Consider the following 13,218-nt stretch of genomic DNA (forward strand, 5'->3'; position numbering starts at 1 on the left):
TGCAGGCATATAGGTCGCTTGACGTCTGCTGTCACGTCGTGAGAGCAGGCTCTTGCGATCCCAAGGTGACTCGCTGTGCCAAAAGCTGCCGGCCGCACACACCATTTCAGTGGCCCATTGCCAGTGCCTTACTTCTATATCCAAACGTCGTTAGGAGCCCGTCGCTCCGAATCGCTATACCCGGTGTTGGGAACCCCCATGGGCTCGATCATCAGCAATTTGGCTTCCGTTGCCGCAAACGTTTTGTGCTCAGCCCCTCTAGGGACCACAGCCATTTCGCCCGCTTGCAACTCTATGCTGTGGTCTCGAAAGTCGATTCTCAACACACCTGCCAGCACAATAAATGCCTCGTCGGTATCGTCATGTGCATGCCAGATGAAGTCACCTGCGATCTTCACGACCTTGAACTGATAGTCGTTCATTTCAGCGACAACATGCGGCTGCCAATGGTCGTGAATAAGACCAATTTTACGCACCAGGTTTATGGGCACCTGCTGCCCGCGATCCTTGGCAGGGGAAGAAATGCTTACCGTCATGACTTGTCCTTTATCAATCAAAGGGCCAAGCGTAGACAAAGCAAGCTGTTAGATCTTGAACGTTTGTGCGCCAGAAGACATGGATGTGTGGTTGCACATCATCCGCAACCATCGTCCAGGCGAGATGCCAAAGGTCTGGGTGAAATGACGTGTCATATGAGCCTGGTCCGCAAACCCGGTGGATGCAGCCGCATCTGCGAGCGGAGCCCCTGAGAGCATGCGTTGTCGTGCCACATCAAGCTTGCGCAAGATCAAAAATCGCGAAGGGCTAGTGCCATAGAACATGCGGAAATCGCGCGACAGACTCCAGCGGTTCCGCCCTGTGACGACACTGAGATCCTCCACCGAGATGGTGGATTGCCAAACGTCACACAAAAAATCATGAGCCAGTTTGGTGCTCTCGAAGTCCCTGGCACGCTGCCCTCTGGTACAGCCTGCTTCGGCATGGAGCGCGAGAGCAAGCTCCACAATGGCGTCCATTTCTTCCATTGAGTTAGTTGGCCCCTGCTGGTTGTCCAGCATGGCTTTGGTGGCCACCAGAAGACGTTGGGATTGCGTGATACCGCCTTCTATGTAGGGGAGCTCCAGCCCTCGGAATACCTCCTGAATTAACGCCGGATTCACATAAATCATGCGGTAATGAAATCCGTCCTCAGTTCCTGCTTGACCGTCATGCGCTTCATCGGGATGCAGCACCATGGTGTGGCCTGGCAGGCTCTGTCGGTGAGCGCCTCGGTATCGAAAGGCTTGCACCCCTGCCATCGTGCAGCCGATGGCATAAGTGTCGTGTCGATGCATGCCATAAGCGTTGCCCTGAAAGAAGGCCTCAATGCGCTCAATTCCATGCATCGCATCGGTACGACTGAGCCAGTTGTTTTTCACTAGGCTGTCGTTCTCGTATTGCCCGTCATGCGCTTGAGGCTTCCGGATAGCTTCAGGAGGCAAAGGATTTGCGGTTGACTGATGGACGAGGATCACCTTTGGTACTTGTAGTGCTCCAATGGGACTCTGGTTCAAGCAGCCTGGCGCAAAGCTTGATCCAGCACGCCGATGGCCGCCGCTGAGGCCGCCAGCAGGCGCGAGCGCGATATGCCGTCACGGGCCTGTACTGAGATGCCATGCAACTGTGTGGCGTAGAAGTCGCCAAGAGCCTGCACATCTGCGTCTTGTCGCAACTCACCTTCGTCCATTGCGCGTTGCAGTCGGTTGATGATGGACTGCGTTCGCTCGCTACGGTGCACGGCAAGCCAGGCTGCAACTTCCTCGTTCTCTTGCGCGAAATTGGTCGCAGCCATGACAACCATGCAACCTTGTGGCCGGCTTGGTTCCGTATAGGTGGTCGCCGCATCGCGCAGCATGCGTGAGATGGCTTCACGCACCAGTGACTCTTCAGCCAGGGCCCGATCGGCAAAGCAGCCGGCCCCGGACTCATAGCGTTGTATGGCTTCGCGGAACAGTGCCTGCTTGCTGCCAAAGGCAGCATAGATGCGGGCCGAGGCGATGCCCATGGCCTGGACCAGGTCGGCCATGGATGTGCCCTCGTAACCACGCTGCCAAAACGCCAGCATGGCGCGCTCCAGCGCCTGGTCCCTATCAAATTCCCTGGGTCTTCCAGCCATCTTCCTTGTTCCTCTCAAAAGTCGGTGCGGCATCTTAGCGGCGTGTCATCCACGCCGCAGCACACCTACCTGTCGAAAAAGACTGCATTTGCGTGATAATATTCTTTGTCGATTGACAAACAATACATCAAAGCGAGGAAAAACACATGCAGACAATCAAGGGGCCAAGCCTTCATCTTGCGCAGTTCGCCGATGACAAGGCACCGTTCAATTCGCTGGAGGACATTGCGCGATGGGCCGCGGGCGTGGGCTTCAAGGCTTTGCAGATTCCTGCTTGGGATTCGCGCCTATTCGATCTGAGCACGGCTGCGCAGAGCCAGAGCTATTGCGAAGATGTCAACGGCATGCTCGCCTCGCACGGCCTGGTGGCCAGCGAGCTGACCACGCACATCTTCGGCCAGCTCGTCGCCGTGCATCCTGCCTACGACGCAATGTGCGACAGCTTCGCCCCCGAGGCCCTGCGCGGCAACCCCCAGGCGCGCACGGCCTGGGCGCTGGAGCAGCTCAAGCGCTCGGCCCGCGCCTCACGCCGCATGGGCCTGACGGAGATGGGTACGTTCTCGGGCTCCTTCGCCTGGCCCTATCTGTTCCCGTTCCCGCAGCGCCCGGCGGGCCTCATCGAGACCGCCTTCGAGGAGTTGGCGCGCCGCTGGCGCCCCATCCTGGACGCCTGCGACGAGCAGGGCGTGAACCTGTGCTACGAGATCCACCCCAGCGAGGACCTGCACGACGGCACGAGCTTCGAGCGCTTCCATGAACTGGTCGGCCAGCATGAGCGCTGCAAGATACTGTTCGATCCCAGCCACTTCGTGCTGCAGCAGCTGGACTATCTCGACTACATCGACATCTACCGCGAGCACATCCGCATGTTCCATGTGAAGGACGCGGAATTCCTGCCCAGCGGGCGCCAGGGCATCTACGGCGGCTATTCCTCGTGGCTCGAACGGGCGGGGCGCTTCCGTTCTTTGGGTGACGGGCAGGTGGACTTCAAGACCATCTTCTCCAAGTTCGCCCAGTACAACTTCCAGGGCTGGGCATCGCTGGAATGGGAGTGCTGCCTCAAGGATCAGGAGGACGGCGCACGCGAAGGCGTGGACTTCATCAACCGCCACATCATCCGAGTCACCGACAAGATCTTTGACGACTTCGCCGGTGCCCCTGTGGACCAGCGCCAGATCAACACCATGCTCGGCATCGCCTGATGCATCCCCGGCTTCCGATTCGAACAAGGAAACAGACCCATGAATGCTTTACCCTCCACCCTTGCGCACGCCCAGGATGATTTCACGCACGACTATGTGCGCATCGACGGCCGCCGCATCCACTGCATCCTGGCCGGCCAGGGCTCGCCGGTACTGCTGATCCCGGGCTGGCCCCAGACCTGGTATGCCTGGCGCCATGTCATGCAAGCGCTGGCTGCGCAAGGTTTTCAGGCAATTGCCGTCGATCCGCCGGGCACCGGTTTTTCGGATCGGCCTGAGACGGGCTACGACACGGGCTCCATCGCGCAGACCATGCACCGCACCATGCTGGCGCTGGGCCACGAGCGCTACCAGGTCGCGGGCCACGATGTGGGAATGTGGGTGGCCTATGCCCTGGCCAGCGACCAGCCCCAGGCCGTGCAGTCGTTGGCGTTGACGGAGGCCGTGATACCTGGCCTGGCGCCTGAGCCCGGTATCTTCGCACCGCCCGAGCAGAGCATCTTTCTTTGGCACTTCATGTTCAATCAACTGGCCGATCTGCCCGAGACCCTGATCGCGGGCCGCGAACGCGCCTATCTGGAATTCATGTTCAATCGATGGTCGCTGCGGCGCGACAGCGTGGCCGTCGATGTCTACGTCGACGCCTATGCGGCACCGGGCGGGCTGCGCGGCGGCTTTGCCTATTACCGGGCGATTCCAGAGACCATTCGACAGAATCGTGAGCGCGCACAGCGCCCGCTGGGCATGCCGGTGCTTGCCATAGGCGCCGAGCACGCCACAGGCGATGCGCCGCTGGCCACCTTGCGCGGGCATGCCCATGATCTGTCCGGCGTGGTCGTGCCCGGCTGCGGCCATTTCATCATGGAGGAGGCTCCACAAGCCTTCATTGCTGAACTGCTGCCCTTTCTGCAAAGGACACGATGACCATGGCCCTCGATGCAGACATCGCCCGCTATCTGCGGGAGCAGGCACAAATGCCACAGCCCCAGATGCCGCCCACGCTGGCGCAGATGAGGCAGGCCACTGAGCTCGAGCTGCGTGCGCTGCATGGCCCAGCTGAAGCCGTTGCGCGCTCGGGGGATTTCACGCTGCGCGCGCGCGACGGTGCTCCGCTGCGCCTGCGTGTTTACTGGCCATCGGCACCCGACGCACCCCAGCCCGCCCTGGTCTTTGCCCATGGAGGGGGCTGGTGTCTCGGGTCCATGGAGCTGTATGACAATCCCTGCCGCGCGCTCACCGTGGCGACGGGGGCGGTGGTGATCTCGGTGGACTATCGGCTGGCGCCCGAGCACCGCTTTCCGGTGCCGCTGCAAGACTTCTGCGACGCCTTGAAATGGAGCTTCGAGCAGGCAGAAAGACTGGGACTGGACCGCAAGCGCATCGCCGTGGCCGGGGACAGTGCGGGTGGCAATCTTGCTGCGGCCGCCTGTCTGCTTGCGCGGCATAGCGACGGCTGGGGTCCGGCCGGAGCTCCGGCCATTGCCCATCAACTGCTGCTGTATCCGGCACTCGATGCAGCCATGGACTCGCCATCTTTTGACCTGTTCGGCGAGGGTTACTACCTGAGCCGCTCGGCAATGGCGTATTGCTATCAAGCCTACCTCGCAGATCCTGCCCTGCAACGGCTGGAGCAGGTGTCCCCGCTGCACGCCGCAAGCTTGGCCGGCTTGCCGCCGGCTACGGTGATCAGCTGCGAGTACGATCCGCTGCGTGACGAGGCTGAGGCCTATGCTCGGCGCCTGCAGAATGAAGACGTCCCCGTAACGGCTCTGCGGTTGCCGGGCATGGCTCATGCCTGCATCCACATGCTGGGGCTGACACAAGCAGCACGCCGGCTGCTAGATGAGGCAGGAGCAGCCGTGCAGCGCGCTCTTGGGTAGGGCAAATCGGCCGAGTCTTGAAAAGTCCACCGTCTGCTGACGGTGGGCGATGAGGAGACGAGGTTTATTACACCAATTGACAGGATCTAAAGCCGGACATAACCGCTGCTGCCCCCAGAAAGCTGGTGGGAGGAGAGGCTGAAAAAATCTCTGAAAGGGTGGTTATATTTACGCCCGAAAAGACAGTGCAGGGTCTTCTTGGTAATTGCTGAAAAAGGGCTGTGGAGATGCGGCGAGCATAGCGATAGAGATAGGTCAGTTTGTTGGGTAGTCCTCACAGCAGTTTTTGAACAGCAAGTTCATGCGTTGCGCCTTGGTGGCCTAGATGTGCAAGATTCTGCGATCTTGGCCAGCGCGATTGAAAACATAGAGCAAAACTACCGGGATGCGGCTGCATGTGTAGGCGCAGAGTCATCGGAAAAATGACTGCTTGGGGTCTACACAAGCCTGTCGAGGCACACTGAAGCGATCCTTCGTTGAGATACTCCGATAACCACGCAATCGAGTGACCGGTTCTGTGAGTGACGCGGCCCTGCGAGGCAGACGGTGCTCAACGGCAGGTGCTGGAGATTGCTGTGGCTCAGGCCTAGGGCCCTGAATAGCTCTGATGAGCCTGCACCAAACGCTGAAGTGCACCAAGCGGCTGACTGCCTCTGGCCGAAAGGAGCCTGCCAGGGAGCGACCGCGGTAGCCAGGGATGATCATCCTCAGCCAATCCTTGATCGAAGCTGTCGGCGCACTGATAGCGAGCATTTGGTACAGATGATCAATGTTGCCGGTACACCCATTTCAATCGACCCGTACAGAACGAAGGTGCTCGACTGCTATGTCTTTGAATCGTTGCAGGAAGTGCGCTCGATGACCGAGGGCTGGCTGCATCGCTACACCCCCCCTCGCCCACATGAATCGATAGGCCGGATTCCGCTGGTCGCGTATCGTGTCAAACGTTTCCCCAACCTCTGCTTCTAGGTGGTGCAGGAAAACGAGGAGGCTTCACTGACCTACCGGGGCTCCGCCTTGATCGCCGTATTCAGGGTAGTCCACAGCTCCTTGGTGACGGGCACCATGTCCTGCCTGAAGTACCACCAGAAGTGACCGCCCACGTAATTCGGGGTAGTGATCTTCATCGTGTAATAGCGGGTCAGGTACTCGGCCTTCTTGGCTTTGCGTGAGGTACCCACTTCCCCGAACCCGATCTTGGAATTGGGGAACATCACGCGCAGCTTGTCAAACACCTGCTGCCAGTTGGGCTTGAGTCCATTGCAGTCATCCTCATAGTAGGAAATCCAGACGTAATCCAGGCCCTGCTTCATGTAGGCAGGGACATTGGTCTCGGCCCACTTGAACATTTCATTGGAGGATTGAGACCAGCAGCCCTGGTTGTAGTAGAGCGTGATCGCGGCCGTCTTGTTCTGTGCCTTCACGATGTTGTAGGCATTGGTCATCTTCGCCACCACATCGGCATTGGCCCCCAGCCACTCGCCGTTGACCTCGTTGGCTACTTCCCAGATATCCACTACATCCGACAACGCATTGAGGTATTGATTAGTCCGTTGAATGTACGCATCCACGCTGTACTGCTTGACGTAGTACGAGTCCAATATCTCACCCATCACATAGGAAACCTTGGAGATTTCCACTGCTGGCTTGCGGTAATAGTCCGGGTTCACGAACTCATCGAAGACGATGCGCGTGGTAGGCCGGTAGGCCAGCGACGACAGGCTGCGCGTGATGTCGCCAAGCCTGCTCACATCATCCACGGTGACACCGTAGATGGGAGTCGGGACTATGCGGCCCGAGGGTACGTTGGTCTGAGCAGATACTACGGAGCACAGGGAGGCAATGCAGAATGGGATAACCGCTTTCATGCGGTATCCCCCAATGAAGGGTTCAATGAATTTTTTCACTTGGATCAATATGAATCGAGGCATGGCAAGGGCAGGATGTGACTGCTTCTAGCTGGTAGCACCAGCTCAGACCGACCCTCAGTTGACTCTCGATAATTAGCTAAACGGACGACTTTAGTCCATGAAGTTTGGCTAACAGTAGCCAAATGAAACGAAACACGTTCCATGGGCCAGCGCACATATCGAGTTCACGGCTACTCGGCCCTTGTTGACGCGCTCAATGCTTTGCGGCAGCTACCAGTCAATGAGTTGATTGCCAGAGTTGATGTGCCAGCCTGGGTAACGTGGGTGAGCCATCTACATGAAGCGTTACGTGTGTTGCCTACGATATGGGTCGTTTACAAAAATGAGCGCATCGAGGAAATTGTCATCGTGCGGTTGCCAGTCGGATGATATGAACCGTGCTTTATGTGGTCACTTGTCCTTCGCTTCGCAGTCCGCTTTTGGCCGAGAGTTCCATTTCACTCATGTCCCCAAAAACAGTTACTGGATGACTTGCCGTTCACATCGAGCGCCTGCTCCGGGGACTCATGTGGACCTCACGCTCCCGGCCAAGAACAGTCGGTCAGAGGTTTTTCCAAGCCGACCGGCTCTCAATACTTCAAGCTCACCAGCTGACCTATAGGGGAAGCTGAATTCAAGCGCAATCAAACCACTGCCAAAAGAGCCTTCTTCAGTCGCAAAGTGCTAATTAACCGACCTTTGGGTGCTTATGCCAGAAGGGAAGGAAACGGGCGCTTACCGCAATGCGGCTATCGCCGCCTGCAAGCGCTTCGGGCGCAAACGATGCAAGTGCCAGAGTGGGTATCACCGATGCAGCCTGGTGGAGACCAGGAGCCACTGCATCAAGCGACTCGGTGAACAGATGATGTCACGTACGCTCGAGCGGCAGGTCAAAGAACTTCATATCCGAGCCGCTCTTTTCAATCGGTTCACTGAGCTGGGCTGCCCGCAGACGATGGCTGCGGCATAGCCACGTCTGGGGTCATGGGTAGTATGGCCCGGCGCTGATTTATGAAACAACACCATGCACCTAGAGACATGCCCAGTTATAAGATACATAATTAATGAATCTTATGTACAGCTACGACAGCGAAAGGAATTGTGCAATGAGGATTCATGAGCTTTGCACTGAAGAGGAAGTCGTCAGCTTGGTGCACTCCTTCTATGCGCGAATACGCCAGGACGAGGTGCTCGGCCCCATCTTCGATGCACGTATAGCGGACTGGGACCATCATCTGACCAAGCTGGTGGATTTCTGGTCGGCCATTTTGCGACGCACAGCACGCTTTTCAGGGGCCCCTATGCCCAAGCATGCTGCGCTACCGGGTCTAAGCCAAGAGCTGTTTGAGCGCTGGCTGGGCCTGTTCGAGATCACGCTGGCCGAGCAACCCAACCGCGCCATGGCCGATCAAGCGTGCCAGGCGGCGCGCCGTATTGCACAGAGCCTGTGGTCGGGCTACCAGATGAGCCGTGATCCCAAGGCACTACCGGCGGTGGTGAGCCATGTCTGAGCTGCTGCAGATCGAGGAGCCGATGGGGTCTGTGCCCAAACCCAAGACACCTGCACCCCAGTGGAAAGCCTTACTGGAGCTTGGCTTCAGGCCCTTGTACATGGCCGGTTGTCTGTGGGCTGCGGTGTCGGTCGCGCTGTGGGTGTTCGCGCCACAGTGGCTTGCGGGGCGTTTGGGCGGCGTGCTGTGGCATGCGCACGAGATGCTGTGGGCCTTTGTGGCGACGATTGCCGTGGGCTTTCTGCTCACGGCGGCTAGCAACTGGACTGGAAGCAACCCTATTCAGGGCCGGGCGCTGGGCGGGTTGTGCGCACTGTGGCTGCTGGCGCGCGCGGGTTTCCTGGTGGTGGGTGATACAGCTTTTGCTTTTGCCGTAGTGTGTGAACTGCTGTTTTTCGCCTCCGCTGCCGTAGTGCTGGGCTGGGTGATCTATGCAGCACGCAGCCGACGCAATTACGGCCTGCCGCTGCTGGTGTCGGGTCTGGGCGTGGCCGATGCACTCTTTCTGCGCTCGGTATGGCAAGGCAGCGACTACGCAACGCTGATGCATTACCTCTATACAGGGCTGCTGTGCATGGCTGTGATTGCACTACTGGTGGCGCGGCGCGTTATTCCATTCTTCGCGATGCGGGCGGTGACGGATCTGCAGATTCCCATGCACACGGCCAGCGGGCAGTGGCAACTCTGGGCTGGCGTGCTTGGCATTGTCTGCCTGTTGCTGGGATGGGTGCCGGGTATGGTGGCCGCATTGGCTGTCACGGGGCTGATCACCCTATGGCAGGTGTTGGCCTGGAAACCCTGGGCTGTGCGTCAGGTGCCGTTGCTGTGGATTCTGTATCTGGGTCATGCGGCCTTGGGCACGGGCCTGCTGGTGGCATCGCTCCAGGCGAGCAGCTGGGTACTGCGCTTGGCATGGCCAGTCCATGTGATCGGCGTGGCCGGCTTTGCAGTGCTGATAATCGGCATGGTGACACGTACGGCTTTGGGCCACCTGGGGCGACCATTGCGCGCCGATGGGAGCATCGTGGTCATGTATGCGCTGGTGCTTGCCGCCGCTTTGTTGCGCCTGCTGGCACTTCTGCCTGCGGGGCTCCCCCAAGCCGCACTGCATGCCTCGACGCTTGCATGGGTGCTGGCCTTTGCTTTGTACCTGTGGCGATTTGTACCCTTGCTGATTCGGCCGCGCCTGCCACCAGCTGGACTCTCAGCGGCTCAGCCCTCAGGACATGTCGCCAGCAAGTCCAGAAAATCTGTTTGAACGAGATCACTCAATGCGTCTAACCCTGATGACCGACTATGCGCTGCGGCTGCTCATGCATGTAGCCCAGCGGCCAGAGCGCCTGTGCACGATTTCCGAGGTTGCGCAGGCTTATAGCATTTCCGAGCCAAATCTGATGAAAGTCACGCATCAACTGGCCCTGCAGGGTTGGATAGAGACGATACGTGGAAAGGGAGGCGGCATGCGCCTCGCCCGTGAACCAAAGCAGATCCATATCGGTACAGTGATACGTGGACTAGAGTCCGACTTCACGCTGGTGGAATGCTTTGGCAACGACAACCGGTGCACGCTGACCGGCGACTGCCGCCTCGCTGGCATGTTGCAAGGAGCTCTGCACAGCTTCATGGCGCATCTGGATGGCTTCACTCTTGCGGACCTGATACCGCCAACGTCTGCCAGCGCAGTGCCATTGATTCCTGCCATCCGACTGACAAGAAAGGAGGCCCAGACATGAGCTATGGCCTGCTGATCACACTACACCTGCTGGCCGCCGTGGCGTTTGCAGGCACAGTGTTCTTCGAAGTCGTGCTGCTCGCCAACGTGCACAGCCGAGTGCCGAAGCAGCACATGCTCCCCGTGGAGCAGGCGCTGGGGACACGCGCCACCGCCGTCATGCCCTGGGTGTTGCTAGTGCTGTATTCTGCGGGAGCAGGCTTGGCCTGGCAGCACCGCTCGGTACTGGCGCACCCCTTGGCCAGCAGTACAGGCATGCTGATGGTGCTCAAGATTGCGCTGGCGCTTAGCGTTCTTGCGCACTTCGCCAGCGCCATGTGGTGGCGCCGCCAAGGGCAACTCAATGGGCGACGCTCGCACCGATTGCATCTGAGCGTGTTCTGCCATGTGCTGGTCATTGTCTTGCTGGCCAAGGCCATGTTCTATCTGCACTGGTAAGAGCCTAGCGACAGATGCCAAGCGGCTGCATCCAAATGCGTCATGGCAGACTTTCTCCTTGATCAGAGAGGAGTCTGCCAATTCAATATCCAAAGAACTCCTCACTACGCACATCGTCCTCATCAATACCGGCTGATATCAGCAACCGCTGCATTGACGCAACCATGGAAGGTGGGCCAGCAACATAAAAGATCGGATTAGCCAAGCCCTCAATGGCCTGCTGGAGCCACTCTCTATCGATCGTTTGTGTATCACCACTCCAATCCACGGCAGAGTGCGCCATATCCGTCATGGTGGCCTTGAGCCGGAATTTTGGATTCTTCTTTTCGAGAGCTTGAAGCTCAGAGAGAAACGCCGAATCTTCTGGACGACGATTGGAATACAGCAGAAGCAAATCCTGCTGTGACTGCTGCATTGCAGCGTTTCGCAGCATGCTCATGAACGGCGTCACGCCAATCCCACCGGCGATGAGCACACCCGCTCGCGCGGTGTTTTTGTGCAAGGTAAGCGAACCAAATGGTCCATCGATATCCAACTCAGCACCTACAGGCAGAGCTCCCAAAGCGCGTTTGTAAACGCTGTCCCTCATCCTCGTAGCAAACACTAGTTCACTCTCGTGTGGCGCGCTGACAATGGAGAATGCGTGACATCGCTCCTCTTTACTCTCCCCTGGGACCGCGCCCGGCAGCTGGATTTCAAACGCCTGTCCAGGACGGAAATCAAACCCCGCCGGTTTGGCGAGATGAAATGCCATCGTACCCTGCGCAACCTCCTCGCGTTCGAGGATTTTGCTGTGCTCTGTGCCCATGATTCACTCCTTCGCAATCGATGGATCTACACATTGGATGCGTCCAATGGAGTAAATATTCCCGTCAATCGATACCCACCGTGAGAAACGGGTCGAAATGGGCACTCTCATTGAACCGACCACCTCAGCCTGCTATGGCCGCGTTCGGCCAGAAGCAGCCCCGTTCAGCTTGATAGTGCAAACTCTCACCGAGCTTTGAACTCCCCCCCACTCAGGCTTGCAATCAAGTCGGCTTTAGGCTGACCTGAGTCACTCACAGACCCATGCCGAAGCGGCGGCAATCGCCAACACCAGTTGCTGCACGCCGCCTGTCCTTAACAGCTGTTTTACGCTCCAAGCCGGCTGTTCGAATCGCATGGCCGCCACGTACCGGCTCAAAGGGCCGCTTCTGCGTGCCACGACAGGTTCGTGTCTTCCCCAAGCAGTCTGTCAACGCCTGAAGAATGAGCGAGCCTTCGAGAGCACCGCTTGTCATGGCGGGCGGCTTGACAGACGAAAACGCAGACTTGCGCGAGCCACGGCGGGTTCAGACTGGGCCTCCGCGCCCCAGCTCGGCAGCCGCAGAACCACATTAATACAGGTATTAACCCGAATAAAGTCGCTGAAACTGGCTAGAATCGCGCCCATCCTGCGGGAGAGCGGAGCCTTTCGAGGGTTCCCGCCGAAGGCGCAAACTCCCATAATCGCTCAGGCAATAAGTACCGCAGGTGGGTCTGACAGGACCCGGATATCGCCAACTGGAGAGCAGCCCGCAACCACAAGTCTGCAGGGCTCACCGAAGGGGCAAGCATGTCCACCGCGAAGGTGCTCATGCGCAACTCTCAGGTAAAAGGACAGCGGGAGAGGCAAGCCGGACACTCCCGCCGATGTGAGTGGCTGGTCTATTTTCAAGTGCCTTCATGCTTCCTTCCGTCTCTTTGCTGGACTCGTTCCAGGCCTCCAACTTCACCGTCATGCTGGTCATCTATCTGGTGGCCATTACCGCCGAAGCCATGTCCGGCGCACTCGCCGCAGGGCGGCGAAATATGGATATCTTTGGTGTCGTCGTCATCGCCTTCGTCACTGCCCTGGGCGGCGGCACCATCCGCGACATGGTGCTGGGCCACTACCCCATCGGCTGGACCCAGCACCCTGAATATGTGTATCTGGTCATCAGCTTCGGTCTGCTGACCACTGTGATTGCACGCCATATGCACAGGCTCAAGCAGGTGTTTCTGCTGCTGGACGCCATGGGTCTGATCGCCTTTTCGCTGATTGGCTGCAATACCGCGCTGGAGCTGGGCTACCCCACCATCGTCATCATCATGGCCGGCATGATTACCGGCATCAGCGGCGGCATCTTGCGCGATGTGCTCTGCAACCAGGTCCCCGTGGTGTTCCGCCGCGAGCTGTATGCGAGCGTGTCGCTGTCCGTATGCCTGATGTTCCTGGGCCTGCGCTATCTGGATGTCAGCCCCAATATCAGCACCATCGTGTGTTTTGCCGGCGGTCTGGCCTTCCGTCTTGCCGCCATTCGTTTCAAATGGCGCCTGCCGGTTTTTTCGTACCAGCAGCGCTGGGAGTGATCGAGACTCCCCCTCTC

15 protein-coding genes, 1 pseudogene and 2 riboswitches are annotated in these 13,218 nt (G+C 58.6%); of the genes and pseudogenes, 11 read left to right on the forward strand and 5 right to left on the reverse strand.

The window, feature by feature from the left end; translation table 11 throughout:
* Positions 1-134: 134 nt before the first annotated feature.
* The 3 genes from NOX35_RS17400 to NOX35_RS17410 form a co-directional block, all read right to left on the reverse strand.
* The gene (locus NOX35_RS17400) at positions 135-536 is read right to left on the reverse strand and encodes a cupin domain-containing protein (protein WP_256494161.1); all 402 of its coding nucleotides are present in this window, start codon (positions 534-536) and stop codon (positions 135-137) included.
* Between the two features lie 48 nt (positions 537-584).
* The gene (locus tag NOX35_RS17405) at positions 585-1,418 is read right to left on the reverse strand and encodes an AraC family transcriptional regulator (protein ID WP_256494162.1); all 834 of its coding nucleotides are present in this window, start codon (positions 1,416-1,418) and stop codon (positions 585-587) included.
* A 131-nt stretch (positions 1,419-1,549) separates the two neighbouring features.
* Positions 1,550-2,155 carry a TetR/AcrR family transcriptional regulator gene (locus NOX35_RS17410; protein ID WP_182283452.1) on the reverse strand — a complete coding sequence of 202 codons (606 nt, stop codon included), beginning with the start codon at positions 2,153-2,155 and terminating at the stop codon, positions 1,550-1,552.
* 146 nt (positions 2,156-2,301) lie between these two features.
* On the opposite strand from NOX35_RS17410, the gene NOX35_RS17415 reads away from it, so the two are divergent.
* The 4 genes from NOX35_RS17415 (at position 2,302) to NOX35_RS17430 (ending at position 6,206) form a co-directional block, all read left to right on the forward strand.
* Positions 2,302-3,357: a sugar phosphate isomerase/epimerase gene (locus tag NOX35_RS17415; protein WP_182283453.1), complete on the forward strand. Its 1,056-nt coding sequence runs from the start codon at positions 2,302-2,304 to the stop codon at positions 3,355-3,357.
* A gap of 39 nt (positions 3,358-3,396) precedes the next feature.
* Entirely contained in the window at positions 3,397-4,281 is an 885-nt protein-coding gene (locus NOX35_RS17420; protein ID WP_256494163.1) for an alpha/beta fold hydrolase, read from the forward strand.
* Between the two features lie 2 nt (positions 4,282-4,283).
* A complete protein-coding gene (locus NOX35_RS17425) occupies positions 4,284-5,237 on the forward strand; it encodes an alpha/beta hydrolase (protein ID WP_182283455.1) in 954 nt (317 codons plus the stop codon).
* 762 nt (positions 5,238-5,999) lie between these two features.
* The gene (locus NOX35_RS17430; RefSeq protein WP_182283456.1) at positions 6,000-6,206 is read left to right on the forward strand and encodes an integrase core domain-containing protein; all 207 of its coding nucleotides are present in this window, start codon (positions 6,000-6,002) and stop codon (positions 6,204-6,206) included.
* A 32-nt stretch (positions 6,207-6,238) separates the two neighbouring features.
* Here the strand turns inward: NOX35_RS17430 and NOX35_RS17435 are convergent, their stop codons facing one another.
* Positions 6,239-7,105, reverse strand: a complete 867-nt coding sequence (locus NOX35_RS17435) for a hypothetical protein (RefSeq protein WP_182283457.1) — start codon at positions 7,103-7,105, stop codon at positions 6,239-6,241.
* 204 nt (positions 7,106-7,309) lie between these two features.
* Between NOX35_RS17435 and NOX35_RS17440 the strand changes: the two genes are divergently transcribed.
* The 6 genes and pseudogenes from NOX35_RS17440 (at position 7,310) to NOX35_RS17465 (ending at position 10,828) form a co-directional block, all read left to right on the forward strand.
* Positions 7,310-7,537 carry a hypothetical protein gene (locus NOX35_RS17440; RefSeq protein WP_182283458.1) on the forward strand — a complete coding sequence of 76 codons (228 nt, stop codon included), beginning with the start codon at positions 7,310-7,312 and terminating at the stop codon, positions 7,535-7,537.
* Positions 7,538-7,880: 343 nt separating this feature from the next.
* Positions 7,881-8,117 (forward strand): annotated as a pseudogene (locus NOX35_RS17445) (IS5/IS1182 family transposase); the annotation flags it as partial.
* 136 nt (positions 8,118-8,253) lie between these two features.
* Complete coding sequence (locus NOX35_RS17450; RefSeq protein ID WP_182283459.1) at positions 8,254-8,658, forward strand: group III truncated hemoglobin; 405 nt, start codon at positions 8,254-8,256, stop codon at positions 8,656-8,658.
* Entirely contained in the window at positions 8,651-9,916 is a 1,266-nt protein-coding gene (locus tag NOX35_RS17455) for an NnrS family protein (RefSeq protein ID WP_256494164.1), read from the forward strand. Before NOX35_RS17450 ends, NOX35_RS17455 begins: the two co-directional genes overlap by 8 nt.
* A 13-nt stretch (positions 9,917-9,929) precedes the next feature.
* Complete coding sequence (locus tag NOX35_RS17460) at positions 9,930-10,391, forward strand: Rrf2 family transcriptional regulator (RefSeq protein ID WP_182283461.1); 462 nt, start codon at positions 9,930-9,932, stop codon at positions 10,389-10,391.
* On the forward strand, positions 10,388-10,828 hold the full coding sequence (locus NOX35_RS17465) for a CopD family copper resistance protein (protein WP_182283462.1): 441 nt from the start codon (positions 10,388-10,390) through the stop codon (positions 10,826-10,828). The genes NOX35_RS17460 and NOX35_RS17465 overlap by 4 nt, the downstream gene beginning before the upstream one ends.
* A gap of 82 nt (positions 10,829-10,910) precedes the next feature.
* Here the strand turns inward: NOX35_RS17465 and NOX35_RS17470 are convergent, their stop codons facing one another.
* Positions 10,911-11,636, reverse strand: a complete 726-nt coding sequence (locus NOX35_RS17470) for a ferredoxin--NADP reductase (protein WP_182283463.1) — start codon at positions 11,634-11,636, stop codon at positions 10,911-10,913.
* Positions 11,637-12,257: 621 nt separating this feature from the next.
* Positions 12,258-12,350: riboswitch (glycine riboswitch) on the forward strand.
* 13 nt (positions 12,351-12,363) lie between these two features.
* A riboswitch (glycine riboswitch) is annotated at positions 12,364-12,483 on the forward strand.
* A gap of 52 nt (positions 12,484-12,535) precedes the next feature.
* Here NOX35_RS17470 and NOX35_RS17475 point away from each other — a divergent pair.
* A complete protein-coding gene (locus tag NOX35_RS17475; protein WP_003069687.1) occupies positions 12,536-13,201 on the forward strand; it encodes a trimeric intracellular cation channel family protein in 666 nt (221 codons plus the stop codon).
* Positions 13,202-13,218 lie beyond the last annotated feature (17 nt).

The sequence above is a fragment of the Comamonas sp. C11 genome, from assembly GCF_024496285.1.
GTDB lineage: Bacteria > Pseudomonadota > Gammaproteobacteria > Burkholderiales > Burkholderiaceae_C > Comamonas > Comamonas testosteroni_F.